This is a genomic window from Actinomycetota bacterium, from assembly GCA_013152275.1.
Classification (GTDB): Bacteria; Actinomycetota; Acidimicrobiia; order Spongiisociales; family UBA4744; genus BMS3Bbin01.
Genome location: JAADGS010000028.1, coordinates 41,759 through 66,808 on the forward strand (window position 1 = coordinate 41,759; position 25,050 = coordinate 66,808).

26 protein-coding genes are annotated in these 25,050 nt (G+C 64.2%); 10 read left to right on the forward strand and 16 right to left on the reverse strand.

Translation table 11 applies throughout. The features are described 5' to 3' along the window. The first annotated feature begins 21 nt into the window (after positions 1–21). On the forward strand, positions 22–798 hold the full coding sequence (locus GXP34_05000) for an SDR family NAD(P)-dependent oxidoreductase (protein ID NOY55328.1): 777 nt from the start codon (positions 22–24) through the stop codon (positions 796–798). A 403-nt stretch (positions 799–1,201) separates the two neighbouring features. Next, the gene (locus GXP34_05005) at positions 1,202–1,663 is read left to right on the forward strand and encodes a hypothetical protein (protein ID NOY55329.1); all 462 of its coding nucleotides are present in this window, start codon (positions 1,202–1,204) and stop codon (positions 1,661–1,663) included. 14 nt (positions 1,664–1,677) lie between these two features. Here the strand turns inward: GXP34_05005 and GXP34_05010 are convergent, their stop codons facing one another. Further along, positions 1,678–2,298 (reverse strand): endonuclease V, encoded by a 621-nt coding sequence (locus tag GXP34_05010; GenBank protein ID NOY55330.1) that lies wholly within the window; start codon positions 2,296–2,298, stop codon positions 1,678–1,680. Between the two features lie 91 nt (positions 2,299–2,389). Next, entirely contained in the window at positions 2,390–2,893 is a 504-nt protein-coding gene (locus GXP34_05015) for a NifU family protein (protein NOY55331.1), read from the reverse strand. A 227-nt stretch (positions 2,894–3,120) separates the two neighbouring features. On the opposite strand from GXP34_05015, the gene GXP34_05020 reads away from it, so the two are divergent. From GXP34_05020 to GXP34_05045, 6 genes are all read left to right on the forward strand, one after another. Further along, a complete protein-coding gene (locus tag GXP34_05020; GenBank protein ID NOY55332.1) occupies positions 3,121–4,338 on the forward strand; it encodes an ATP-grasp domain-containing protein in 1,218 nt (405 codons plus the stop codon). A 49-nt stretch (positions 4,339–4,387) separates the two neighbouring features. Next, positions 4,388–5,890 carry a 4-alpha-glucanotransferase gene (gene malQ / locus GXP34_05025; GenBank protein NOY55333.1) on the forward strand — a complete coding sequence of 501 codons (1,503 nt, stop codon included), beginning with the start codon at positions 4,388–4,390 and terminating at the stop codon, positions 5,888–5,890. A gap of 45 nt (positions 5,891–5,935) precedes the next feature. After that, positions 5,936–7,894, forward strand: coding sequence for a S9 family peptidase (locus tag GXP34_05030; GenBank protein NOY55334.1), 1,959 nt, complete (start codon positions 5,936–5,938; stop codon positions 7,892–7,894). A gap of 137 nt (positions 7,895–8,031) precedes the next feature. After that, entirely contained in the window at positions 8,032–8,664 is a 633-nt protein-coding gene (locus tag GXP34_05035) for a thiamine diphosphokinase (protein ID NOY55335.1), read from the forward strand. Between the two features lie 71 nt (positions 8,665–8,735). After that, positions 8,736–9,296, forward strand: a complete 561-nt coding sequence (locus GXP34_05040; protein NOY55336.1) for a hypothetical protein — start codon at positions 8,736–8,738, stop codon at positions 9,294–9,296. Next, positions 9,296–9,478 carry a hypothetical protein gene (locus tag GXP34_05045; protein ID NOY55337.1) on the forward strand — a complete coding sequence of 61 codons (183 nt, stop codon included), beginning with the start codon at positions 9,296–9,298 and terminating at the stop codon, positions 9,476–9,478. Before GXP34_05040 ends, GXP34_05045 begins: the two co-directional genes overlap by 1 nt. 25 nt (positions 9,479–9,503) lie before the next feature. Here the strand turns inward: GXP34_05045 and GXP34_05050 are convergent, their stop codons facing one another. Genes GXP34_05050 through GXP34_05080 form a run of 7 tightly spaced genes read right to left on the reverse strand, consistent with a single transcriptional unit; the run spans position 9,504 to position 17,641 of the window. Continuing rightward, the gene (locus GXP34_05050) at positions 9,504–10,349 is read right to left on the reverse strand and encodes a 3-alpha,7-alpha,12-alpha-trihydroxy-5-beta-cholest-24-enoyl-CoA hydratase (GenBank protein NOY55338.1); all 846 of its coding nucleotides are present in this window, start codon (positions 10,347–10,349) and stop codon (positions 9,504–9,506) included. Then, positions 10,339–11,259, reverse strand: a complete 921-nt coding sequence (locus GXP34_05055) for an SDR family NAD(P)-dependent oxidoreductase (protein NOY55339.1) — start codon at positions 11,257–11,259, stop codon at positions 10,339–10,341. Before GXP34_05055 ends, GXP34_05050 begins: the two co-directional genes overlap by 11 nt. Positions 11,260–11,312: 53 nt before the next feature. Beyond that, positions 11,313–12,845 carry a DUF3459 domain-containing protein gene (locus GXP34_05060; GenBank protein NOY55340.1) on the reverse strand — a complete coding sequence of 511 codons (1,533 nt, stop codon included), beginning with the start codon at positions 12,843–12,845 and terminating at the stop codon, positions 11,313–11,315. 10 nt (positions 12,846–12,855) lie between these two features. Beyond that, the gene (locus GXP34_05065) at positions 12,856–15,396 is read right to left on the reverse strand and encodes a plasma-membrane proton-efflux P-type ATPase (GenBank protein ID NOY55341.1); all 2,541 of its coding nucleotides are present in this window, start codon (positions 15,394–15,396) and stop codon (positions 12,856–12,858) included. 28 nt (positions 15,397–15,424) lie between these two features. Continuing rightward, positions 15,425–16,549: a CoA transferase gene (locus GXP34_05070; GenBank protein ID NOY55342.1), complete on the reverse strand. Its 1,125-nt coding sequence runs from the start codon at positions 16,547–16,549 to the stop codon at positions 15,425–15,427. Continuing rightward, positions 16,549–17,319, reverse strand: coding sequence for an SDR family NAD(P)-dependent oxidoreductase (locus tag GXP34_05075; protein NOY55343.1), 771 nt, complete (start codon positions 17,317–17,319; stop codon positions 16,549–16,551). The genes GXP34_05070 and GXP34_05075 overlap by 1 nt, the downstream gene beginning before the upstream one ends. Before the next feature lies 1 nt (position 17,320). Next, positions 17,321–17,641, reverse strand: coding sequence for a cytochrome c (locus tag GXP34_05080; GenBank protein ID NOY55344.1), 321 nt, complete (start codon positions 17,639–17,641; stop codon positions 17,321–17,323). A 68-nt stretch (positions 17,642–17,709) separates the two neighbouring features. Between GXP34_05080 and GXP34_05085 the strand changes: the two genes are divergently transcribed. Further along, complete coding sequence (locus GXP34_05085; protein ID NOY55345.1) at positions 17,710–18,423, forward strand: SIMPL domain-containing protein; 714 nt, start codon at positions 17,710–17,712, stop codon at positions 18,421–18,423. A gap of 8 nt (positions 18,424–18,431) precedes the next feature. Here GXP34_05085 and GXP34_05090 read toward each other — a convergent pair whose 3' ends face one another. Beyond that, the gene (locus GXP34_05090; protein ID NOY55346.1) at positions 18,432–18,926 is read right to left on the reverse strand and encodes a small multi-drug export protein; all 495 of its coding nucleotides are present in this window, start codon (positions 18,924–18,926) and stop codon (positions 18,432–18,434) included. Positions 18,927–19,170: 244 nt separating this feature from the next. Further along, a complete protein-coding gene (gene ychF, locus GXP34_05095) occupies positions 19,171–20,244 on the reverse strand; it encodes a redox-regulated ATPase YchF (protein ID NOY55347.1) in 1,074 nt (357 codons plus the stop codon). Positions 20,245–20,312: 68 nt separating this feature from the next. Here ychF and GXP34_05100 point away from each other — a divergent pair, with 68 nt between their 5' ends. Further along, the gene (locus tag GXP34_05100) at positions 20,313–21,308 is read left to right on the forward strand and encodes an NAD(P)-dependent glycerol-3-phosphate dehydrogenase (protein NOY55348.1); all 996 of its coding nucleotides are present in this window, start codon (positions 20,313–20,315) and stop codon (positions 21,306–21,308) included. Between the two features lie 125 nt (positions 21,309–21,433). On the opposite strand, the gene GXP34_05105 is transcribed toward GXP34_05100, so the two are convergent. Genes GXP34_05105 through GXP34_05125 form a run of 5 tightly spaced genes read right to left on the reverse strand, consistent with a single transcriptional unit; the run spans position 21,434 to position 25,006 of the window. Beyond that, positions 21,434–21,703: a hydrogenase maturation nickel metallochaperone HypA gene (locus GXP34_05105; GenBank protein ID NOY55349.1), complete on the reverse strand. Its 270-nt coding sequence runs from the start codon at positions 21,701–21,703 to the stop codon at positions 21,434–21,436. Then, positions 21,696–22,118 carry a hydrogenase maturation protease gene (locus GXP34_05110; protein NOY55350.1) on the reverse strand — a complete coding sequence of 141 codons (423 nt, stop codon included), beginning with the start codon at positions 22,116–22,118 and terminating at the stop codon, positions 21,696–21,698. Before GXP34_05110 ends, GXP34_05105 begins: the two co-directional genes overlap by 8 nt. Beyond that, the gene (locus tag GXP34_05115; GenBank protein ID NOY55351.1) at positions 22,103–23,425 is read right to left on the reverse strand and encodes a Ni/Fe hydrogenase subunit alpha; all 1,323 of its coding nucleotides are present in this window, start codon (positions 23,423–23,425) and stop codon (positions 22,103–22,105) included. Before GXP34_05115 ends, GXP34_05110 begins: the two co-directional genes overlap by 16 nt. Then, positions 23,409–24,194 carry an oxidoreductase gene (locus GXP34_05120; protein ID NOY55352.1) on the reverse strand — a complete coding sequence of 262 codons (786 nt, stop codon included), beginning with the start codon at positions 24,192–24,194 and terminating at the stop codon, positions 23,409–23,411. The genes GXP34_05115 and GXP34_05120 overlap by 17 nt, the downstream gene beginning before the upstream one ends. Further along, positions 24,191–25,006 carry a Ni/Fe hydrogenase subunit gamma gene (locus GXP34_05125; GenBank protein ID NOY55353.1) on the reverse strand — a complete coding sequence of 272 codons (816 nt, stop codon included), beginning with the start codon at positions 25,004–25,006 and terminating at the stop codon, positions 24,191–24,193. The genes GXP34_05120 and GXP34_05125 overlap by 4 nt, the downstream gene beginning before the upstream one ends. Positions 25,007–25,050: the final 44 nt, after the last annotated feature.

Genomic DNA, 25,050 nt, shown 5'->3' on the forward strand with positions numbered 1-25,050 from the left:
AGCCTCCTAGAGTGGAGGGAAATGAGGCGGGCCATCAGAGACAGCGTCGTGGTGCTCACCGGCGCTTCTTCAGGGATCGGCAGGGCGACGGCACTCGCCCTCGGCACCAACGGCGCAAACGTGGCCGTCGCCGCCCGCAGAGAAACACTCCTCTCAGACCTTGCGGCAGAGATCACAGCGAGGGGTGGCCAGGCGCTCGCCGTACCCGTCGACGTCACCGAGCGTGACCAGATCAGGGACCTGATCGAGCGTACCGTGCAACGATGGGGGCGGATCGACGTCGTCGTGGCGAACGCCGGAATCTGGCAGAGTGCCGCCGTCGAGGCAACGGCGCCCACGGACTGGCAGACCGTCATGGCGGTGAACTACTTCGGGGCCCTCAACACCGCCCTGGAGGCGCTCCCCTTCCTGGAGCGGGGAGCCCAGTTGGTGTTCATGAACTCTCTCGATGGCAAGAAGGGGGTTCCCTCGGAAGCGGCTTATGCGGCGGCAAAACATGCACTTTCGGGGTTCGCCGGCGTCGCCCGCCAGGAACTCGCCAGTCGGGGAATCGCCGTGACGAGCATCTTTCCGGGAAGAGTGGACACCGCGCTCATCGATGGACTCCGGGTCCCGGCGATCCAGAGGAAGATGCCGCCCGAGAGAGTCGCAGAGGCGATCCTCTCGGCGATCCGGCGGCCTCGCCCGGAGATCTATCTCCCCGCATTCGGTGGACGCGTCTATGCGTGGCTGGGAGCATTGGCTCCAAACCTGTCGGACAGGCTCACGGCGCTCCTCGGCCTGCAGGGCAGGATGTAGGACGATTCGGAGCCGGGCACGGAGACGTCCGAGTTCGTCGACGACGGCGGTTACGCGCCTGGCGCGCCTGTACGGACACACCGCAACCGAAAAGGGTCTTTCGCCTCTGGTCGGCTTCCGATGACAGACAGATGATGGGGACAGTTCAGGGGACCGGAGCCGGTAACGTCTACGTGCCAGGCGCCGGTACCCGAGAGAGCCGGGAGCAACTCGACCCCAATCGATCCCACACCCCTCCCGGCTCTCTCCTCGCGTCCAACATCCGAGAAGGACAGCTCGTCTCGAGGCTCCCACCGGGAGACACTCCCGGCTCTCTCCTCGCGTCCAACATCCGAGAAGGGCCGTTCGACCCTGGTCGTACCCCCATGAGCCTGCAAGAATCCTGCGCACCGAAAGGCGGTCCATGTTCGTCTCCTACTTCTCACAAGTCCCTGTGCCCTTCGACATAGCCGTCGAACGACTCGAGCCGGTGCTCGGTGAACTCGGCGGATGGGCCCACGAGGCATACCGGAATGGCGAGAAGCTGCGAGCGAGAATCGGAATGGGAAAGGTCGCACCCATGATCGCGAAGACCGTCGTACTGGAGACGGCCACCCCTGAGCGGGGACTGGACAGCTTGATCATCCCCGTCTCCTGGAGGGCGACGGGGGCGCCGATGTTCTTCCCCATGATGCGGGCAGATCTGCACCTGCTACGGGTCTCGAAGGACACGACCCAGATCAGACTCAGTGGCTCGTACACGGTCCCTCTGGGCTCGATAGGACAGATCTTCGACGATGCGCTCCTCCATCGCATCGCAGAGGGCACGATCGAGAACTTCGTCAATCGTATCGCAGAGGCGCTGACGACGACACGACGGGAATAGGCCGCCGGGCGGAATCAGAAACGTTGTGTGGTGCGAAAACGACGAGCGGCCGTTCTCGCCCGGCGCAAGGGTTCCGGAGTACGAAACCGGCCCGTCGCAAGCTTCACGATCTCCACGGCAAGCTCCGGGTCCGTTCGCCATCCGGCGTGCACGCACAGGGGACGCACCCCGGCCCTTGTCCGCAGCCAGTACCCGACGACCTCTCCTCCCAACGTCAGTGGGGACCGGGACCAGCGCTGCTCCCGGGGCCACACGCCGGAGGCCAGGAGCGGACGGTGCGTTACACCGACCGTGGGAATGGCGAGGACGGCTCCGAGATGCACGGCGAGCCCGCAACGACGGGGGCTGTCTCGCCCGGTCGCATTCACGATGAGCACGTCGGGCTCCCCTTCGAGAGCATCCACGGCTGCTGCGAGAAGCGGCCCTTCACGAAGCGCGAGGAGCCCCGGCCGGTAGGCGGCACCGGCAGGGCCCCTCACCACTGCAACCTGGGCATGCCGTCCACGCTGCATCATCACGGCCGCGGCCCATCCCGGGTCACCGGCGTCGCCTGCTCCCGTCCCACCTCTCGGAAAGCAGACGAAAACGCCACCGACGGACGGGGTCCCCGACACGGCGAAGACACTCGGCTGCATCGAACCGAGGCAAGCCTGCACATCGCGGAGATCCTCGGCGGTGCGTGGCCAGTCCATATGCCAAGGGTATCGAGACCCCGGGGAGTGTCGACTACTTCTTCTCGGATTCGTAGAAGGGACTGGTGCCGGCCTGATGGTCGGTGACATCGATGATCTGTCCGAGATCCGGAATCATGCGACGAAGGATCTGCTCGATTCCCTGCCGCAACGTGACCGAGGCGAGTCCACATCCTTGGCAGCCGCCGAGTAGCCGCACGTACACGTCCCGGCCCTCGACGCCCACGAGCTCCGCCGATCCGCCGTGCGAGACGATCGCCGGATTCACCTGTTGCGAAAGGACCTGAGCGACCTGCTCGGCCAACGATCCCGTCGGCGTCCCGACCGAATCCAGATCGAAGGTCGGGCTCGCGGGCCGGTTCGGGTTCTCCATGGCCAACCCACCGGCCTTCACGTCCAGGAGAGCACCGTCGAGCTTCTCGATGTCTTCATTTCGCAGAGCGAGCGCAAGTTCACCATGGCGCTCGATGCGGTGTGTCCGCTCCACGTCCGAGAGCGGCACGAAGCTCAGCTCGTACGCGAAATCGTTGCCGTGCATTCCGGTGACTTCCAGCAAGAGCGCTGCTTCGAGATCACCGGCCTCCTGGTCCCGGATCTCGATGATCTTGGTGCGGGCGAGGTCGGTGATCGTGAGTGTTCGTGCCATTGCGGGTCACATCGTACCGGGGGCCCGACGCAACATCCGGTCCCTGTTTCGGCTTCGCCGGCTCACGGTCCCAGGCAGGCTGCAAGCCCCTACCGACGAGAAACGACGATCATGGGTCCGTGAGCACCGCAGTCATCATCCTCCCCACCGGAACCTACCGTGCAGGCGACTTCATCGAGGCAGCCAGATCGCTGGGAGTGGGTCTGATCATCGCCTCCGAGGAACGCCACACCCTGCTGGGCGACGAGGGATTCATCCCCATCGACTGTGCGGATCCACGCCGTTCCGCGGAGGCCATCGTCGAAGCCGGCGACCACCACCCGATCGACGCCGTGATCCCGGTGGACGATGCCGGCGTCATGATCGCGGCGATAGCCTCCGAGGGGCTCGGACTGGCTCACAATCCCCCCGCAGCGGTCGCCGCCACCCGCAACAAGGCGATCCTGCGCAGGGCGCTCGAGGAACGCGAAGTTCCACAGCCCGCCTTCGAACTCGCCGCACCCTCGAGCGATACCGTCGCACTTGCGGAATTCGTCGGAGTCCCGGTGGTGATCAAGCCCCTTTCGCTCTCTGCAAGCAGAGGTGTCATCAGGGTCGACCACCCGCTTCAGGTCCCGCCCGTGGTTGAGCGAATCCGTCGTATCCTCGCCGTCGCCGGCCGGAATCCGAACGAACCGATCCTCATCGAGCGTTACATCCCGGGGAAGGAGATCATCCTGGAGGGGCTCCTCGTCAAGGGGGTGCTGAGCGTCCTGGCCTTCTTCGACAAACCGGAGCCGATGAGGGGCCCCTACTTCGCAGAGACCATGCTCGTGACACCATCGAGGCTCCATCCCGAGATCCTCGAGGAGGTCGAGACGGTGACCGCTCGAGCCGTCCAGGCGTTGGGTCTGCGGGAAGGCCCCATCCACGCCGAGCTTCGCATCGACGGGAGTCGGGTGGCGATCATCGAGGTGGCAGCTCGCTCGATCGGAGGGCTGTGCGGCCGGTCCTTGCACTTCGGGCTCCTCGGAACGACCTTGGAGAATCTGTTGCTCAGGCATGCCCTCGGGTTGCGCCTGAACACCCGACGCGAAGATATCGCATCGGGCGTTCTGATGATCCCTGTACCGAGTGCGGGAACGTTGCAGACGGTCGACGGACTCGACGCCGCCAGGGACGTGACCGGCATCACCGAGGTCGTCATCACGATCCCCCCGGGCACGTACGTCATTCCGGTCCCTGACGGAGCACGCTACCTCGGCTTCCTCTTCGCGAGAGCAGACACTCCTCTCGAGGTCGAGACGTCTCTGGCAGCGGCCCGAAGCGAACTCGAAATCGTGATCACCCCGGACTGATCACCGATCATTGCCGGGTTCCCGGCTCCAATCGCGCAATAATGCTCCAATGCACTTCACCCGATCATCAGGCGTGCTCGTCCACCCGACGAGTCTTCCCGGCCCACCCGGCATCGGCGACATCGGGCCTTCTGCGCATGCGTGGCTCGACGAGCTCGCACAGATGGGGTGCGCGCTGTGGCAGGTTCTCCCACTCGGTCCGACCGGCTACGCCGACTCCCCGTATCAAAGCTTCTCGAGCTTCGCCGGGAATCCCAACCTGATCAGCCCCGAGAGTCTCGTCACCGAAGGCCTGCTCGACGAGGCGGAGATCCGCAGCGCCCCTGCGTTTCCAGACGATCGCGTCGACTACGGAACCGTCATCGGGTGGAAACGCGATCTGGTGGATCACGCCTTCGCCAACATCGGTGGGCTGCAAGACGATTTCGAACGCTTCCGGTACGCGAATCGGAATTGGCTCGGCGATTACGCCCTGTTCATGACGCTGAAGGATCTCTACGGCGGCAGATCCTGGACGTTGTGGCCTTCCTTGCTGAGGGATCGCGACCCGGCACAGATGGAGAAGGCATCCTCGGCCTACGCGACAGAGATTCGCCGTCATGAGTTCGCTCAGTTCCTCTTCTCTCGGCAGTGGAATGCGCTACATCGCCACGCGCGTTCGCTCGGCATCAGCATCATCGGAGACATCCCGATCTTCGCCGCCGGAGATTCCGCCGACGTATGGGCGAACCGCCGACTCTTCCAACTGACCGAAGCCGGAGAACCTGCCTTCCAGGCAGGGGTGCCACCCGACTACTTCTCCGAGACCGGCCAACTGTGGGGCAATCCTCTCTATCGCTGGGATGAACACCGACAAACCGGATTCGCGTGGTGGACCGAGCGTTTTCGGGCCGTGCTTCGGCTCGTCGATATCGTCCGGATCGACCATTTTCGCGGATTCGTCAACTACTGGGAAGTGCCTGGAGGAGCACTCGACGCGGTCGAGGGAAGATGGGTCGACGGGCCCGGAGAGATCTTTTTCAAGACCATCCAGCGAGAACTCGGGACGCTCCCGATCATCGCCGAGGACCTCGGCGAACTGGACCCCCGAGTGCCCGCCCTGCGCGACCTCCTGGGGTTCCCGGGAATGAAGGTCTTTCAGTTCGGATTCGACACGGACCGGACCAGCGAGTTCCTCCCACACAACTACCCACGCAACAGCGTCGCCTACACGGGAACACATGACAACGATACGACCAGAGGCTGGTTCGAGAGCCTCGACGACGCCCGACGCTCATTCGTGTTGGAGTATCTGGGAACCGACGACAGCGAAATCGCATGGGACATCATGTGGGCCGTCTGGAAGTCGAGATCGGTCTTCGCTCTCGCCCCGCTTCAGGATCTGCTCGATCTCCCGACAGAAGCCAGGATGAACCGCCCCGGCACCACGTCCGGCAACTGGCAGTGGCGCGCGACCGCCGGTGCGGTCGACACCGAGGTACGACAACGCATGCAGGCGTTGAATCGAGCCACCCGACGCAAGCCGGGAAAGCGGAGGAAAAGCGGCGAATAGCCCCGGCCGGGTCGATACGGCCAGGTGGGCCACTAGATTGCCGGCATGACACGCCCCATCACCGCGGAGGACCTCTGGATGCTTCCCCGTGTCGGCGACCCGGTCGCAGGCGGCGGAATCGTCGTGGTTCCCGTCACACGGTTCGATCTCGATGACAACAAGGCGACGACCGGCCTGTACCTGCTCACTCCGGACGAGCCGAGGCTCCTCACCAATCCGAAACAGGATGCAAGATCGCCCGCCATCGCGCCGGACGGCACCCGCATCGCCTTCGTTCGCTCGGAGAACGCCGACGAACCGGCGCAACTCCATGTGTTGCCACTCGATGGAGGCGAGGCCGAGCGCCTCACCGACATGCCGCTCGGTGTGGTCGGGCCCAAGTGGATGCCCGACGGAGAAGGGCTGCTCTTCCTCTCCCCGTTGTTCACCGAGGCTCCGACCGTGGAAGGCACCCGGAAACTGCGAGACCGGCGCGAGGATGCCGCCGTCAAGGCCCGCGTGACCGAAGATCGCCTCTACCGCCATTGGGATCGCTGGCTGACCGACGGGAAGGTTCCACACATCTTCTTGTTCGACTTCGCCTCACGAGAGATCCGAGACCTCATCCCCGACTCGCAACGGTGGTGGAGTTGGGACGAAGAGGCCGACTCCTACGATGTTTCGCCGGATGGGAAGGAGATCGCCTTCTCCGCCGACACGAGCGAACCACCGCATGACCGTCCTCGCACCGCCATCTTCACGACCCCGGTCGCCGGCGGAACGACCCGCTGCCTCACTCCCGACGGCACCGGGCATGAGCTTCGGCCCCGTTATAGCCCGGATGGAAACCTCATCGTCTACGGGATGCAGCGCGAAATCGATTACTACGCGGATCGCGTTCGGCTGGTGAGCTACGAGCGGCAATCGGACGAACACCATGTCCTCACGGAAGCTTGGGACCGTTCCGCATCCTCATGGGAGTTCACCGCGGAGGGAGACCTCGTACTTACCGCGCAAGACCATGCACGGGTGAATCTGTACCGGATGCCGCCGAAAGACGTGGAGCCACGGCAGATCGCCGGAGGGGGGACCTTCGGCCATCCGGCACCCGGCAAGGACACCTTGTTCGCCACCTTCCAGGACCTCAGCCATCCGCCGGAGGTCGTGGGTGTCGACACATCCGGAAGCCGACGCCTGACTCGCTTCACCGAAGATCTGATGGGCGAGCTGCGACTGGGCGATGTCGAGGAGATCATCTTCGACGGAGGCGGCGGCGACCCGGTACAGGCGTTCGTCGTCTACCCGCCCGACTTTGATCCCGACCACCGCAGGCCGCTCGTGCACATGATCCACGGGGGCCCCCATGGCATGTTCGGGGACACATTTCACTTCCGATGGAACGCGCACACGTTTGCGGCCCCCGGCTACGTCGTAGCCTTGGTGAACTTCCACGGTTCGACTTCCTGGGGTCAGGACTTCGCGACATCGATTCACGGCGCCTGGGGCGATCTGCCGACACAGGACATCCTGTCGGCGACCGACCATCTCCTCGAGCGAGGGTTTGTCGACGAGGACCGCATGGCCATCACCGGAGGCTCGTACGGCGGCTATCTGACGACATGGCTGACAACGCAGACGGATCGATTTGCCTGTGCAGTCGCCCACGCGGCGGTCACCGACCTGCCCGGGATGTATGCGTCGGACGTGACGATGGGCAGGATCCGTGCCTACGGCGCCGAGTATTGGGAAGACCCCGACACCGTGGACCGCTGGAACCCTGCACGTCACACGGCGGGCTGTCGGACGCCCACGCTCGTCATCGCCGGAGAGCGCGACGCACGCGTTCCGCCGACACAGGGTCTGGAACTCTACGGGATCCTCAAGGCCAAGGGGGTAGAGGCCCGCCTCGTCTACTACCCCGACGAGAACCACTGGATCCTCAAGCCGCAGAACTCGTTGCACTGGTATCGAGAGGTCCACGGATGGCTTGCTCGCTACCTCGGCGAGGCCTCGACCACCGGTTGAACCTCTGCCGGACTCCCCCCGAGGCGCCACCAAACCCCCAGGTCAGCAGGTTCTTACGCGCAGAATGCGCGTAAGATGATTTTGTCATTCGCCTCAACCATAGGTTTACCGTGAGGCCCCTCCTCTATCCTGGACACATGACCGACACGGCAATCATCATCTCCGGGGGTGACAAGGTCCCACCGGCGGTCGCAGACGGACTTCCTGCGGACACGTACGTGATCGCTGCGGATTCCGGGCTGGACCTCGCGGCAACGCTCGGCATTCGGGTCGACATCGTGATCGGAGACCTCGATTCCGCGTCGGCGGCGGCGCTCGAAGGGGCGCAACGGCGGGGCACTCGGATTCAGCGCCACCCGGTGGACAAGGACGCCTCGGATCTCGAGCTCGCATTGGCGCACGCGCGCGAGAAGGGGGTCTCTTCGCTCATCGTGATCGGTGGGCACGGCGGCCGCATGGATCACTTCCTGGCAAATGCGTCCCTCCTGGCCGCGCAGACGGGTCTCGACATCGAGTGGCGGACCGGAACGGGCTGGGCGCATCGAGTCAACGGAACGTTGCTCCTGCGGGGCTCGCCGGGAGAAACGATCAGCCTGCTCGCATTCGGCGGACCGGCGAAGCGTGTTCGGACATCCGGTCTTCAATGGCCGCTGCACGGGGAGGACCTCGACCCGGGCGGCACTCGAGGACTGTCGAACCGGTTCATCGGGGAACAGGCGAGAATCGCCGTTGCCGACGGCAACCTGCTCGTGATCCTCCCCGAGAGATGAGCCGAAACCGCTTTTGCCGTTGATAGTTCGCCTCAATCTGATATGTTCAGGAGATCGAGTGGAGGGTCGGATTGAGAAATCTGTGGAGGCTGCTCTTCGCAGGGCTGCTGATCGTATCCGTGCTGCTGTTCCCGGCAGCCGCAAACGCCGCCATCGAGGGTGGCTGCACGGGGTCCGCCGTGATCGACGGGATCACCTACGGGCCCGACAACGACACACCGAGTAACCCCATCGTCATTCCTATCGAAAAGGACGGCGTTGTCGCCACATGGCAGGGATCGGTCAACTTCCTGAATACGAACCACCACGGGAGTCTCGGCATGGTGGTCGGTCCGTGGACCATCAAGATCGCCGACTGGGGGGATCCCAACAGCGGTGATGCACGATCGGCGAGCGGCACCTACGACCTGGATCAGTTCAAGGCGCAATTCCCGGTGCCGGTATCACTGATTCCGCGTGGAATCTATGAGCTCTCGGGCTTCCACCAGGCGGCCGGAGGACGCTGTGACGGACACGTGATGGTCAAGATCGATGGATCTCCGCTCTCGAGTCCGCTCGGCATCGTTTCGGTGGCGGGCACCTTCGTGACCGGGCTCGCACTGTTTGGAGCGGCGTTCGGGAGGAAAACCTGATGAGAGGCAAGCCAGTTCTCGGGACGATCTCCGGTCTCTTCTTCGGATTCTTCGTCGCCTTGCTGCTTCAGCAGTTCGCCATCGCGCCCCTCACGACGACGACCTTGATCGGGCTGCCGATCGCAGGCATCGTGCTCGGCATTCTCCTTGCCGCGTGGGCACCGTTCGGGCGGCGACGCTGAGCCAGGAGAACACGGGCGTCCGGGGTCATCGGATCGAAGCGTTGGTGAGCACCGTCTCACCCGTCTCTTTCACGGATGCCCGCAGGATGACACGATCCTCGTGTCGCCACAGGGATGTCAAGATGGTCTGACCGGGGATCACCGGTTTGGAGAAACGGGCGCGATAGGTGCGGACCTTCGAGACATCGCCATCGAACATGCCATCGACCGCCGCCTTGCACACGATCCCATAGGTGCACAGCCCGTGCAGGATCGGTCGGGAGAATCCCGCCATGGCGGCAACGGCCGGGTCCGCATGCAGCGGGTTCTTGTCTCCATTCAGCCTATAGAGCAGCGCCTGCTGTTCCAGCGTCGGCGACTCCACCACCAGATCTGGGTCCCGGTCCGGAGCGATGTCACCGGGGCGAGGACCCGGCGCACCGCCGAAGCCCCCTTCGCCACGAAAGTACAGCCCCCCTCTCGCGGTGTAGAGCGGTTCTCCGCTCGCGTCCCTCCCCACGACTTCGATGACCACCAGCGCGCCTTTGCCTCTGTCCCAGATTTCGGCGATCCGCCCCGACTGCGTGACGGTCGCCGATGTGGGCAACGCTCGGTGTACGACCACTTCCTGATCACCGTGGACGAGCAGAATCGGGTTGAACGTCAGCCCCTCCACCGCGCCGATGCCAAGCATCGAGGACATGACGGGGATCGTGGCGAACGAGGGCAGCACCTTCAGATCGGCCTCGTAGACATATCGAAGCTCGTTCGGGTCGGTTGCCGGAACGCCGGCCCCGACGCCGATCTGATACAGGATCACCCTGTCCTCATCCCAGGACTCGGTCGTCTCGGGAAGCGGAGCGCCGAGGGCCCGATCAAGGTCAATCGGCATCGTCTTCCCCCTGCAGCGACCGCAGCAGCAACGCGATCTCGTCCGAGATCTGCCCGAGAATCTCGAATCCGTCGGTGTCACGAATCTCGTCGAGGTGGGCGGCGATCTCCTCGACACTCGGGACGACACCCGCACCCGCAAACCACCCCTTCGTCGCTCCGATGAAGAACCGCGCGTAACGGCCCCCGCCGGCCGAGAAGATCTCGTGGGTGAACGCACACTCCTCCGATGCCAGATAGACCACCATCGCCGCGACCTGTTCCGGGTCTATGAACTTGGCGAGCTCCCCGAGCAGGTCTTCGGTCATCCGTGTTCTCGCCAGCGGGGCGATCACATTCGACTTGATGTTGTACTTGGCTCCCTCGATCGCCAGGACGTTCGAAAGTCCGACGAGGCCCATCTTGGCGGAGCCGTAGTTCGACTGGCCGAAGTTTCCGAGAATACCGGCGTTCGACGAGGTGAAGACGAGCCGTCCATAGCCGTGCTCTCTCATCACCCTGAATGCAGGCTGGGTGACGTAGAAGGCCCCTTCGAGGTGCACGGCCAGGACCGCCTTCAGGTCGGGCGTTTCCAGCTTTGCGAAGCTCTTGTCCCTGAGAATGCCCGCATTGTTGATGACGATGTCGACGGTTCCGTACTCGTCGAGAGCCGTCTGGACGATTGCGGCTCCTCCGTCGGGGGTTGCCACAGAGTCGTAGTTCGCGACAGCCTCGCCGCCGGCCGCCTCGATCTCTTTGACGACACCGTCGGCCGGCGCAGCCGCGCCTCCGACGCCGTCCACGGCTCCGCCGAGGTCGTTGACGACCACGCGGGCACCACGACGGGCAAGTTCGAGAGCGTAGGTTCTGCCAAGCCCCCCTCCGGCACCGGTGACGATGGCCACCCGCCGATCGAAGACGATATCCGACATGGTCTCCTCCTCGTGGTCGTTCTCCTCAACAGTACGAACGGAGGTGCGAGCCGTCAAAGCTCGATGATCACGCCCTCGTTCGGGCGCAGTTCGTGCTGCACGTCCCGCCCGTCCCGATCGAGGCCGGTGGAGAGCAGCACCGCGCCTTCCACGTTCACCGTGCGCGGTTCGGCGTCGAAGTTCAGAGCGACGACGAACCGGTCCTGGCCCAGCGAGCGCTCGTACACGAAGCACCCAGACGGAGCGTCGAACGATCGATACGCCCCGATCTGGAGCGCCGGCGTTTGCCTGCGAAGCCCGAGCAGCTCCTGGTAGAGCCGAAGGATCGAAGTGGCATCTTGCGCCGTAACGCAGCGCAGCCGGCTTCCCTCCGCCACGGGAAGCCACGGAACGCCGTCGGTGAAGCCTGCGTGCAGACTCGTGTCCCATTCCATCGGTGTTCTGCACCCGTCCCGCCCCATCCCGGGCATACGCCTCCCCCACGGGTCCCGCTGCAGCTCCGGAGGGATGTCGACCTGCTCCATGCCGAGCTCGTCGCCGTAGTAGAGCGTCGGCGTTCCTCGCAGTGTGAGCAACAGCATCGCGGCCACCCTGGTCCGCTCGGATCCGATCCGAGTGGCGAGACGTACCGTATCGTGATTCCCGAGGACGTAGTTGGGCCAACCTCCCCGGGGGACGGAGCCGTCGCACGCGTCGACCAGGCGGCGTATGACGCCGGCGTTCCACGGCGCGTGCAGCAGCGTGAAGTTGAACGGCATGTGCAGCTCGTCGAGATGCCGACCGTAGTACGAGGCCCAGCGCCCCCAATCCGGTTCGTGAATCTCCCCGATGGAGAATCTCGGAGGATCGTAGGAATCCAGGACGGAGCGAATCTTCTTGAACTCCGCGTGCAGGTCCTCGTGAGCCCTGCTTCGCAGCGGCTCTTCGGTCGGCGGTTCGGGATCGTCGCGAAGCTCCGGGTCCTTCATGATGAAGTCGACGACATCCATCCGAAAACCGTCGACACCACGATCGAGCCAGAACCGAAGCGTGTCGAGCATCGCCGCCTCGACTGCAGGGGTGCGCCAGTTGAGATCCGGTTGCTCCGCCAGAAACGAGTGCAGGTAATACTGCTGCGTGTTCTCGTCCCACTCCCACGCCGGACCGCCGAAGACGCTCTGCCAGTTGTTGGGCAGCGATCCGTCGGGTTTCGGATCGGCCCAGACATACCAGTTGCGCTTCGGGTCATCTCGCGAAGACCGTGACGCCTCGAACCAGGGATGCCGATCCGATGTGTGATTCGGCACCCAGTCGATGATCACCTTCAGTCCCCGCTCGTGCGCCTCGGCGAGAAGCCCGTCGAATTCGTCGAGCGTTCCGAAGATCGGATCGACGTCGCAGTAGTCGGAGACGTCGTACCCGAAATCGGCCATCGGTGAGGGATAGAACGGCGACAACCAGAACGCATCGACACCAAGCGTGTCACTCACGTAGTCGAGGCGCCGCCGAATGCCTTCCAGGTCGCCGATCCCGTCCCCGTCGGAGTCCTGAAAGGACCGCGGGTAGATCTGATAGATGACACCCGTCTGCCACCAGGGCCGGCTCATCGTCGCCCCGTCATGCTGCGCGGCGGCCATCTCCGACACGGCCCTTCCGGTGGGGGCCGACGTGTGAGAACATCGAACGGTTCAGATTGTGAACGAACCGCCTGCTGTGCCGGTCTCGTCGGTCCAGGCGGGCGTAGACCGCCATCTTCACGACATCCGTCACGAAGGCGAAGAGGATCGCGTACCCCCAGATCAGACCGATCGCTCCCCACGAGATCGGGGTCACGAGGCCGAACCCGTAGGCGACGAGCACCGTGGCCGCCAGCTTCGTCGCGATCGCCGACCAGATGACGACCGGCGCGGGGTACGGCTTCTTCAGCCAGAAGCCCCTCGTCCGGGCCACGAAGAGCGCCAGGTGACCGGCGACTGCCATCTTGAGGAACACGAACGTCTGCACCTGACCCGTATCCAACTTCAACCACTTGAGTGCGAGCAGCAACATCAGGAAGCTCCCCGTCATCCCGACCATGCCCATGGCACTGGCGACGGAGATGACGCGGCGCATGTCCCACCTGACAGGATCGGGGGCAACGTCGGTGTGGTCGTAGGCGATCGTCATGATGGGAACGTCGTTGAAGAACGCGAGGAGAATGATCATGATCGCGGTGATCGGATAGAAATCGAACGCGATCATCGTCGCCACGACGAACACCATGATGCGAACCGTCTCGCTGATCCGATAGATCGCGTACGAGTTCATGCGCTCGAAGATACGCCTGGCCTCCTCGATCGCCTTGGCGATCACCGAAAGGCCCGGCGCCGTCAGAACGAGGGCGGCGGCGGCCCTTGCCGCCGCGGTGGCACCGGACACGGCGATACCCACCTCGGCTTGTTCGAGGGCCGGAGCGTCGTTCACCCCGTCGCCCGTCATGCCGACCAGATGTCCTCGTTGTTGGAGCGCCTTGACGATGCCGTACTTGTGCTCGGGGAAGACCTCTGCGAATCCATCCGCCTCCTCGATCGCCCGCGCCGTCTCCTCGCTGATGTGCTCGACACCGTCCTTGAGTAGTTCGTCCGCAACGAGGATGTTCTCTCCCAGTTGCAGCTCATGGGAGATCTCACGTGCGATGGAGAGGTTGTCACCTGTCACCATCTTCACGGCGACGCCCTCCTGCCTCACCTTCCGGATCGTGGCGGCCGAATCTTCACGCGGGGGGTCGGAGAGCGGAAGAAGGCCGAGGAACTCCCACGCGTCGCCGTCGGTGGTCTTCGCCACCCCCAGCGTCCGATATCCCTTGCCGGCCAGCTCGTCGATCTGCTGCTGTACCGCGCTCTGCACCTTCTCGTCGAGGTGGCAGAGGCCCAGGATCACCTGGGGCGCCCCCTTGGTCACCTTGAACGTCCGGCCGGACCCGTCCTCGATCGTCGCCTCCGTACGCTTGCCGATCGGATCGAAAGGCATGAATGCCTTCTGCGTGTACCCCTTCAAGACGTCTGGATCCTTCAGCCCACCGATGACCGCCATATCGATCGGGTCCTGGTTGTCCGTTTCCGAGGCCAGAGCACCGGCAAGGGCCAGCTCGGTTTCGTCGTGACCATCCGCAACGAGGGGGTCGCCCAGCGTCAGGATGTTCTGGGTCAGCGTGCCTGTCTTGTCGGAGCACAGGATGTCGATGCCGGCCATCTCCTCGAGCGACTGCAGCCGAGTGACGATGGCCTTCATCCTGGAGAGCGCCATCGCTCCGACGGCCATCGTCACCGACAGCACGGCGGGCATGGCGACCGGGATCGATGCCACCGTCAGGATCAACGCGAACTGGACGAGTTGGATGACATCCGATCCCCGGAACAGCTGCACCACGAGCAGCACCGCGACGAGTGCAATGCTGACATAGATGAGGAAATCGCCGATCTGGAGCACGGCCTTCTGGAAGTGTGAGACGGCCCCGGCTTCTTCGACGAGCGCCGCGGTCTTGCCAAAGTAGGTTCCACTCCCCGTTGCGACCACCAGGGCGATCATCTCCCCTTGCTTCGCAACAGAGCCGGAGTAGGCGACGTCACCGGGTTTCTTCGTGACGGGAAGGGACTCGCCGGTCAGGGCCGACTGGTCGACGCTCAGGTACTGCCCATCGAGCAGCTTCACATCCGCGGGGATGATGTCTCCCAGTCTGAGCCGCACGATGTCGCCTGGCACGAGCGCTTCGGCACGAACCTGACCCCATGTCCCGTCTCGTTTGACCTGTGCCTGAAGAGCGAGCTCCTGTTTCAGGGCCGCGACTGCATCTTCGGCCTTGTGCTGCTGCCAGAATCCCACGACCGCGTTGAAGAGCAGCAAGATGACGATGATCACGAAATCGGTCAGATGCCGGACGAGAGCAGACAGAACTGCGGCGATCTCGATCATCCACGGAATCGGCCCCCAGAAGTATGACAAGAACTGGAGGAGCGGACTGACCTTCTTCTCCTGTAGAGCGTTCGGTCCATATTCCTCGAGACGCCGACGGGCTTCGGATGAGGTGAGACCGTCGGGGCTGGTCGACAGGGCCTGAAACAGCGCGTCGGACTGCTCCTTCTCCGCATCGTTGATACTCAGCGCCACACGGACCACCACCTTGCTGCTTGCGTCACCGCTTCTTGCGTCAACAGAATACGACGTGCGCTGCGCGAAGCGCAGCGATCTCCTCACTCCGAAAGCCGAACGATTCCAGGACCTCCTCCGTGTCCTGACCCGGTTTCGAGACCGGCCCGGGCGTATCGACGGGAGTGCGACCGAACCGCGGTGCAGGAGCCGGCTGCACGATGCCCTCCACTTCCACGAACGTGCGCCTCGCACGGTTGTGCGGGTGCGCCGGCGCCTCTTCGAGTGAAAGCACCGGTGCCACACACGCGTCTGCGGTATCGAAGATGGCGGTCCATTCCGCTCGCGTTCTCGTAGCGAAGGTTCGCCGGAAGAGCTCCCTCATCCGAGGCCACTGTGACCGGTCGTACTGATTCGGAACGGCGTCGGTATCGAGACCGAGCCGGTCGAGCAGCTCGGTGAAGAACTTCGGCTCCAACGCTCCGACAGCCATGTAGTTGCCGTCCGACGTCTCGTACACACCGTAGAACGGCGCGCCGCCGTCGAGCAGATTGTCGCCACGCCGCCGCGACCACAAACCGGCCGACAGCATGCTGTGGACAAACGTCGTCAGGAGCGCCGAGCCGTCGACCATTGCCGCATCGACCACTTGGCCTCGACCGCTCCGGGCCGCTTCGAGAAGGCCTGCGAGCATGCCGACGGCCAGCAGCATCCCCCCGCCGCCGAAGTCCCCGAGCAGATTGAGTGGCACGACGGGAGGTCCGCCGGCAAGTCCGATCGGATACAGAGCGCCGGACAGCGCGATGTAGTCGATGTCGTGGCCGGCGACCGATGCCAACGGCCCCTCCTGGCCGAAGCCGGTCATGCGCCCGTAGACGAGCCGCGGGTTCCGGTCGAGGCAGGCATCCGGTCCGATTCCGAGACGTTCGGCGACACCCGGACGAAAGCCTTCGATCAGACCATCGGCCCGCTCGACGAGCCTGAGGACGACACCTGCGGCTTCGGGATGCTTGAGGTCGACGGCGATCGAGGCTCGCCCCCGGTGCAGAAGCTCCGGATACGGCTGAGGGTCGGGTCTCTCGACACGTACGACGTTCGCTCCCAGATCGGAGAGCATCATGCCGCAGAAAGGACCCGGTCCGATCGAGCCGATCTCGACGATCGTCACACCGTTGAGCGGGCCCATCAGCGCGGGCCGAGTCTGGCTGCCGCGTCGAGGCGGATCACTTCCCCGTTGAGCAGAGGATTCTCGGCGATGGCAACGACCAACCCACCGAGGTCCTCCGGGGTGCCCAGCCGCTTGGGAAACACGTGGAGCTTCGTGAGCGCGCTCCTGATCTGCTCGTTCATCCCACCCAGCATCGGGGTGTCCATGATGCCCGGAGCGATCGTCATGACCCTGATGCCCAGCGAGGCGAGATCACGGGCGAGTGGCAACGTGAGCGACACGATGCCACCTTTCGAAGCCGAGTATGCGGCCTGACCGACCTGGCCTTCGAATGCGGCGATCGAGGAGACGTTGACGATCAGTCCTCGTTCACCCTCCTCGTTCGGCCGATTGTGACTCATCGCCGACGCGGCTCGGCGGGTGACGTCGAAGAGCCCGATCAGGTTGACGTCGATCACCGCCCGAAACCGGTCCAGAGGGAACACGGACCCGTCGCGTGCCACGACACGGTGCCCGGCGACGATCCCGGCGGCGTTGACACAGATGTCTACGCGTTCGAACGCCTGGATGACGGCCTCGATCGCGGCCTCGACAGACTCCGTGTCGGTGACGTCGACGGGAATGAACACCGCGTCCGATCCAAGGTCGTGCGCGACCTCGGCTCCTTTCGAAGCGGGCAGGTCCAAGATCGCGACTCGCGCCCCCCTTTCGAGCAACTTCCTCGCCGCCCCGGCGCCGAGCCCACCGGCGCCACCGGTGACCAACGCAACCGCTCCTTCGATCTGCATCTCAACCACCTCCTGTCGCTGCTTGTACCTCACGCAAATACGCGACCACACGATCGATCTGGTCGTCGGTGAGCGACGATCCGAACGACGGCATCCGACCCAGTCCGTGCTCGATGGTGAACCGATAGAAGTCATCGGTCATGTTCGCCGCGTCCGAGCCGGGTCCGAGCGCTGGTCCGAACCGCCCACCGAGCTCGTCGCCGTGGCACGAGGCACAGAGCATCCCATACACCTGGCGGCCGGTCGCATCCGGCGGCAGACGGCTACCGGAGCATGCGCTCACCACGGACATGAACACGATCAACGCGACAAATCTCTGCACAATGTGCGAGCCTACATTGGGAACCCGACCGAGGCGCAATATCGTCTCATCATCGAAAGGAGTGCCCCATGCGCCGTATCCTCATCGGAGCAGTCGCAGCATCGCTGCTCCTGGCCGCGTGCACGCCGGACGTCACGATCACGAATGCCTCGGCCGGTACGCCTCAGGGAATCAACGTCACCGGTCAAGGCAAAGTGAGCGGAACACCGGACACACTCACGATCGACCTGGGAGTGAGCGTGCGCGGCGACTCCGTCACCGAAGCCGTCCAGGAGGCGGCCACTCTGGCCGACCGACTCATCGCCGCGCTCGAGAAGGGCGGCGTCGCCGAGAAGGACATCCAGACCGTCAACTACTCGATCTCCCCCGAATACGACTACCGAAACGACACCCGCAAGCTGCTCGGCTACAGGGTCACGAACACCATCTCGGCCAAGATCCGGGACATCGCGGCCGCCGGCACCGTCATCGATGCCGCCACCGCCGCGGGTGGGGACGCCGTGCAGGTCTCCGGGGTACGGTTCTCACTCGAGGACAACGGATCCCTGCTCGAAGCGGCCAGGAAGCGAGCCTGGGAAGATGCGCGAGCCAAGGCAGAGCAACTCGCGGCGCTGTCCGGGGTGACGCTGGGATCTCCGACGTCGATCAGCGAAACGTTGACGACGCCGCCCGCCCCGGTGTTCCGGGCTTCAAGTGACCTCGAAGCAGCGTCGACACCGATCCAGCCCGGCTCGCAGACGGTCACGGTGACGTTGAGCGTCGAGTTCTCGATCTCGGGTTGAGTTCGACTTCAACCGAAGACGGCTGTGCCGGCGACCGTGAGCAATGACACGACGACACCGGCGATCAGTACCCCGACAGCGATGAGTACGGTCGCTTTGCGACGATCCACACCGAACACGAACGCGGCCAGCGCACCGCTCCACGCCCCCGTGATCGGCAAAGGGATGGCGACGAAGGTGATCAAGGCGAGTTCGCGCAGGCGGTCGAAGCGCGCCGTGTGACGCCGCCGCGTGTGGGCGAAGAGACGGTCGAGGATCCGGTGCAGCCAGCCCCAATGGTCCTCCGCCCATTCGGTCACAGGCCCAAGGAGGACCAGGATGAACGGAACGGGAAGGATGTTGCCGATCACCGACCAGACAAACGCCTGAGCGACCGGCATGTCGAACGCCCGCACGGCGAACGGGATCGAGAAGCGAAGCTCGGAAACCGGCAGCGCCGCCAGGAGAAGCACCGCCAGCGGCTCGGGGAAATGACGAACGAGCGACTCGAGTGCTTGCTGCATGGATGCAGTATTGCGCCCTGTCGGCCTTTTGACACGTTCGCGCTGGGATTACTACGATCTGACTGTCGGGTGTCACCCGCACCCGGCACCCCAACAAGCGCATTGGGCTGCGAGCATGGACTCCCTGGCGCCTGCTCGATACAACGGCCCATTGTGGCTCTTCGCAAGGAGAGCAACGAGGCTCCGGCTCTACCCCCTTGCCGGAGCCTCGCCCTATCCGGACCCTGTTCGGATCCAAGGCGAATCAGACCGAGAAGCGGACCACGATGACGTCACCCTCGCGCATCACGTAGTCTTTTCCCTCGACGCGTATGACACCGGCATGCTTGGCGGCGTCCCATCCACCTGCAGCAACGACGTCGGTGATCGAAGCAATCTCCGCTCGGATGAATCCGCGCTCGAGATCAGAGTGGATCTTGCCCGCGGCTTCCGGTGCTCTTGCTCCCGCTCGCACGGTCCAGGCATGCGACTCCTTGGGCCCGACCGTGTAGAAGGTCAGCAGGCCGAGCGCGCCGTAGGCGGCGCGCACCATCTCCGCAAGGGCGCCCTCACCCATTCCGAGACCCTCGAAGATCTCCCTCCGATCCTCCGGGTCCATCCGGGCCGCCTCGGCTTCGATCCGTACGGAAAGGGCGACGACCGTGTCACCCTCTGGTACCAGCGCCGATACGCCTCGGACGAGAGCCTCGGAATCAGGTTCCTCCTCACCGACGTTCACGACCCACACCGCCGGGCGCAGCGTCAACGGCGCAAGATCTCTGAACGCTTCGCGGTGGGCATCGGACCATTCTCCGGCGCGCAGTGGCCTCCCCTCTCCGAGGAACTCCGCCGCCTCGGCGATCGCCGCGGCGGCACGCTTCTTGGTGGCGTCTGCAGAAGCTTCCTTGGCGATACGGGGTCGGCGCCGTTCGAACACGTCTGCGTCGGCCATCGTCAGCTCGAGCAGGAGATCCTCGGCCTGCGCAACGGCGTCGGTACCGGATTCATCGGACGGTACGCCCTCGTCGTCGAAGGCCCGCAACACCATGATGAGCCCCTCCATCTCCCGCAGCCTTCCGAGGAACTGCGATCCGAGACCGCTGCCGTGCGCTCCCATGGCCGGAAGATCGAGAAGTTCGAGCACGGCGTGCACGATCTTCTTCGAATGCTCGATCTCGGCCGCCGCCTCCAGGGCCGGGTCGGGGATCGAGGCGACCCCGATGTTTGGAGACACCGTCGAGAACGGGTGGGGCGCGGTCGGTGTATCGAGTCCCGTGAGCGCGTTGAACAGCTCCGTCTTGCCGACGTTCGGAAATCCTACGATGCCGAGGCGTGCCATGTCCGTGCACTGTAGCTTTGATCCCGACATGGCGAACCGCACGACTACGGTGGATCCAAGGAGGTGTGATGAGAGTCTCGGTGATCGGAGCAGGCTCCTGGGGAACGACCGTCGCGGCCCTTACCGCCCGTGAACATCCGACGTACCTCTGGGCCCGGCGTCCTGAGCTTGCGGAGGCGATCGCCGCGACGGGAGAGAACCCGGACTACTTTCCGGGATACCGGCTTCCGTACGGCCTTCACGCCACCAGCGATCTCTTCGAAGCCATCGACGGCGCCGACGTGATCGTCATGGCCGTCCCCTCACACGGATACCGATCCGTCCTCGAGACCATGGCGGCACGGATCCCTGCGGAAACGCCACTTCTCAGCCTGGCCAAAGGGATCGAGCAGGGCAGCCTGCTGCGCATGACGGAAGTGACCGACCAAGTGCTCCAAGACCACGATCCGACACACGTCGGTGTGCTCACCGGCCCGAATCTGGCCGCCGAGGTGATGGATGGGCAGCCGGCGGCGACGGTGATCGCCATGAAGGACGAAGTGCTTGCCCGGCGGCTGCAAAGTCTGTTCATGGGTCCCACGTTTCGCGTCTACACGAACGATGACGTGGTCGGCTGTGAGACCGCAGGTGCTCTCAAGAACGTGATGGCCATCGCTGCCGGCATGTCCGAAGGCCTCGGGTTCGGCGACAACAGCATGGCGACACTGGTGACGCGAGCCCTCGCCGAGCTGACCCGACTCGGTTCGGCCATGGGAGGACGGCCGAGGACCTTCGCAGGGTTGGCCGGCATGGGCGACCTGATTGCCACGTGTGTTTCCGCCAAGAGTCGAAATCATCGGGTCGGCGTGCTGCTCGGTCGGGGACGCAAGATCGACGACATCATCGCCGAGATGAACATGGTCGCCGAAGGGGTCAAGACCACGAGGGCCGTGCTGGACCTTGCGAGCCGGCATGGGGTCGAGATGCCGATCGCCACCCAGGTGGGACAGGTGCTCTACGAGGGAGAGAGCCCGCGAGAGGCGGTGCTCAACCTGATGACACGAGCGGCGAAGGCCGAAACCTGACTTCCTGTCCTGACTTCCTGTCACTATGAGCGTCGCATACCGACGCCGGCATTGACAGGAAAGGGAGGGTTCTGTTTCTCGTCAATGGAAGCGTCACCTACGAGGGCACGCTGCACGCGACCGGATCATCGGGCTTTTCCGACCACGATCGATACCAGGCGCACATCGAACGCATCCTCCGCCGTGTGATCGTCCGACTTCGTGACATCCAGGTGAGCGCCCTGCGCCGGAGATCCCTGTGCGAGGATCTCGAAGTGTCCCTTCAGTGCCTCGGGCGTCACATGGCTCAACGCGCCGATCTCGATACGGATGCGCTCGACGTGTGCCGCGGCATTCGCCAGCGCAACCTTTTCCACCTCGGACACGAGGTCGCCGACGAGTTTGGCCTCATGCATCTTCCAGTTCCTTCACCAGCTCCACCACTGCGGTCGCGACGGCCGGCGACATCGCCGTCCCATGTTCGATCTGACCTGCTTCGATGCCGTAGACCACCAAGGAACGAGGTAGTCGACCCATCGTCCTCGCCAGTTCGATGACTGCCGCCGGCCCGAACGCATGTGTCGACGAGAATGCCCCCACCGGCAGGCGATCCGCCATCGCATCGAACCTGTGCACCGTCCCCGGAGGCGCCCCCGATCGCATCGCGTCGACGATGACGACGTCGTCGTCGGCGTCCCACAGCTCGAGCATGTCGAACGACCCAGTGACGCGTCGTTCCACGGACCACGCCGCGACCTTGGTCGCGACCTCCCACCCTGCGGCATCGTCGCCGCGGTCCGGGTTGCCGATCCCGATCAGCCTGCGCGCCATGTGTCGCCGACCCTTTCCACCGTGAGATCGAGGAAGTGCGTTGCGCAGGAGATGCATGGGTCGTAGTTCCTGATGGCTTGTTCCAACTGCCACTGCAGGGTGTCATCGTCCAGATGGGTCCGTCCTGGCACGAACTTACGTAGATCTTCCTCGATCGATGCCTGATTCTGCGACGTTGGCGGCACGATCTGCGCGTCGGCGATCAGGCCTTCTGCATCGATTTCATACCGGTGGTACAGCAGCCCGCGAGGTGCCTCGCTCGCTCCATGTCCGATCGCGGAGCGCGGTTCGACCGTGACGAACGGCTTCTGGGGCGGTTCGTAGGCGTCGATGATCCTCAGAGCTTCCTCGCATGCATGAACGATCTCCACCGCCCGAACGATGATGCTCTTGAACGGGTTCGATACGCCGGGAGTGATGCCTGCGGCGGCTGCGGCCTCCTTCGCCCGCGGTGCGAGTTGTTCACCGTTGAGTGCGAACCTGGCCATCGGTCCGACGAGGTACCTGCCCCGATCCTTGATCCTCGCGTGCAGAGCGTTGGACCATTCGACGTGTGACTCCTCGAAGTGGTCGCGCCACTCTGCCACGTCGATGTCGAGGCCCCGATTGGAGATGATGCGTCCATCGGTGATGGCGTACTCGTCGGGGTGGTGGAGCGCCACGAACTCGTAGTCCATGTCGAAATCGGGGAACTCGAACCCGGCTACCAGCGAGACGGTTTCCTCTGCCGTTTCTGCCGCCCACCGAAGCTCGTCGACGAGGTTGTGCAGCTCTCGCTTCGTTGGCGCCCTGTAGAAGCCGCCGACCCTCACATTGATGGGATGGATCTCTCTGCCGCCGACGGCGGTCATGATGTCGTTGCCGAGCTTCTTGAGCCGGAGGGCGTTCGTGACCACGTCGGGAAGGTCGGCCGCCATCTCGATCGCACTCGGGTACCCGAGGAAATCGGGAGTGTGGAGCATGTAGACGTGCAGGGAATGACTCTCGATCCACTCGCCGAAGTACAGGAGCTTCCTGAGATTCCTGATCTGGCCCCCGACGGAGACACCGGCTGCATGCTCCATGGCATTCACCGAACTGGTTTGGTATGCGACAGGGCAGATGCCGCAGATACGAGCCGTGATGTCCGGTGCCTCTCGGAAGTGTCTGCCACGAAGCACCGCTTCGTAGAAGCGGGGCGGCTCGAAGATGTTGAACTGGACGTCCTTCACCTGGTCCCCGTCGATCTTGAGGTACATCGCTCCTTCGCCCTCGACTCTGGCGAGGTAGTCGACGGCGATCTCACGAGACTCACCGGGCGTAGGCATCGCTCGCCTCCTTGAACTCTCGCGAGTACGCGTTGAATGTCCGCAGCGCCCGCACGAGCTGCGTATCGTCCACCCCGATCGCGTGCCACACCTCTCGAAGCGACTCGATGTTCGGTGATTCGCTCGGCCCGAAACACCCGTAGCAGCCACGGTTGAACGCGGGGCACAGGGCACCGCACCCCGACTGGGTGACGGGTCCCATGCACGGTGTGCCGTGTGCAACCATGACACACGGTGTGCCGCGCAGCTTGCATTCGACACAGACCGCGTAGGTGGGGATCGTCGGCCGCCGGCCGGTCAGAAACGCGTCGATGACGTCGATGAGTTGCCGCTTCGAGATGGGACAGCCCCGGAGTTCCATGTCGACATCGACATGCTCGGCGATCGGCGTCGAGGTGGCGAGAGAGCTGATGTACTCCGGGTGGGCGTACACGATCGAGATGAACTCGTCGACATCTGCCCAGTTCTTCAGGGCCTGTATCCCTCCGGCGGTTGCACAGGCACCGATCGTGAGGAGCGTCTCGGACATCGCTCTGATCTCGCGAATCCGCTCGGCGTCATGACTCGTCGTGATCGACCCCTCGACGATCGACAGGTCGTACGGGCCCTCTGTCGCCGCTCTCGTCGCCTCCGGGAAGTAGGCGATGTGCACGGCTCCCGCGATCGTGAGGAACTCGTCCTCGCAGTCGAGCAGCGTCAGCTGGCATCCGTCACACGACGCGAATTTCCACACGGCGACACTCGGCCGATCTTCGGCGGCACGAGTCATAGCTCCTCCATTCCGAGTCGTTCGGCAACGCTCGCATAGGGGACGACGGGCCCGTCCTTGCATATGAAGGACGAGCCGAACTGGCAATGGCCGCAGAAGCCGATCGCGCACTTCATGTTGCGCTCGAGGCTCACATAGATATCACCCGCGGCCACTCCGCGAGCCATGAGGTCCCGAGCGACGATTCGCATCATGATCTCCGGACCGCACACGATCGCGATCGTGAAGCAGGGATCGAACGAGAGACGATCGATGAGTGGTGTGACAACACCGACATCGCCCCTCCAGCCCGCCATCGCGTGGTCGACCGTGATCTGGATGTTGGTGTCGAACCGTGCTTTCCAGTCGTGCAGCTCGCCGCGGTACAGAAGGTCCGCCGGTGTGCGCGATCCGTAGGCAACGGACACGAAGCCGTAGGCATCGCGGTGGCCGAGGAGGTGATAGATCGCCGGTCTCACGGGGGCCAATCCGAGTCCGCCGGCGATGACCACCACGTCGTGGTCGATCGCCCTCGTCAGCGGCCACGCACTTCCGTACGGTCCACGGATACCGACCTCGTCCCCCGGCCGGAGCCTGACGATCGCGTTCGTAACGGCCCCGACCGCCCGTACGGTATGCACGAGCGACCCGGGCGCTCCGGCATCTCCCGCGATGGAGATGGGCACTTCGCCCACACCATGGATGTAGATCATCGCGAATTGTCCCGGCCTGAACGTGATGGGAGGCCCTCCGTCGCTCGGGACCAGATCGAGCGTCACCGTGCCGGCAAACTCGATCACTCGTTCAGACACCCGAAACGATCTGGGGAGCATGGGCTCGGTGACGGTCACGGGATCGGGAAGCCTCGTCGTCGCCA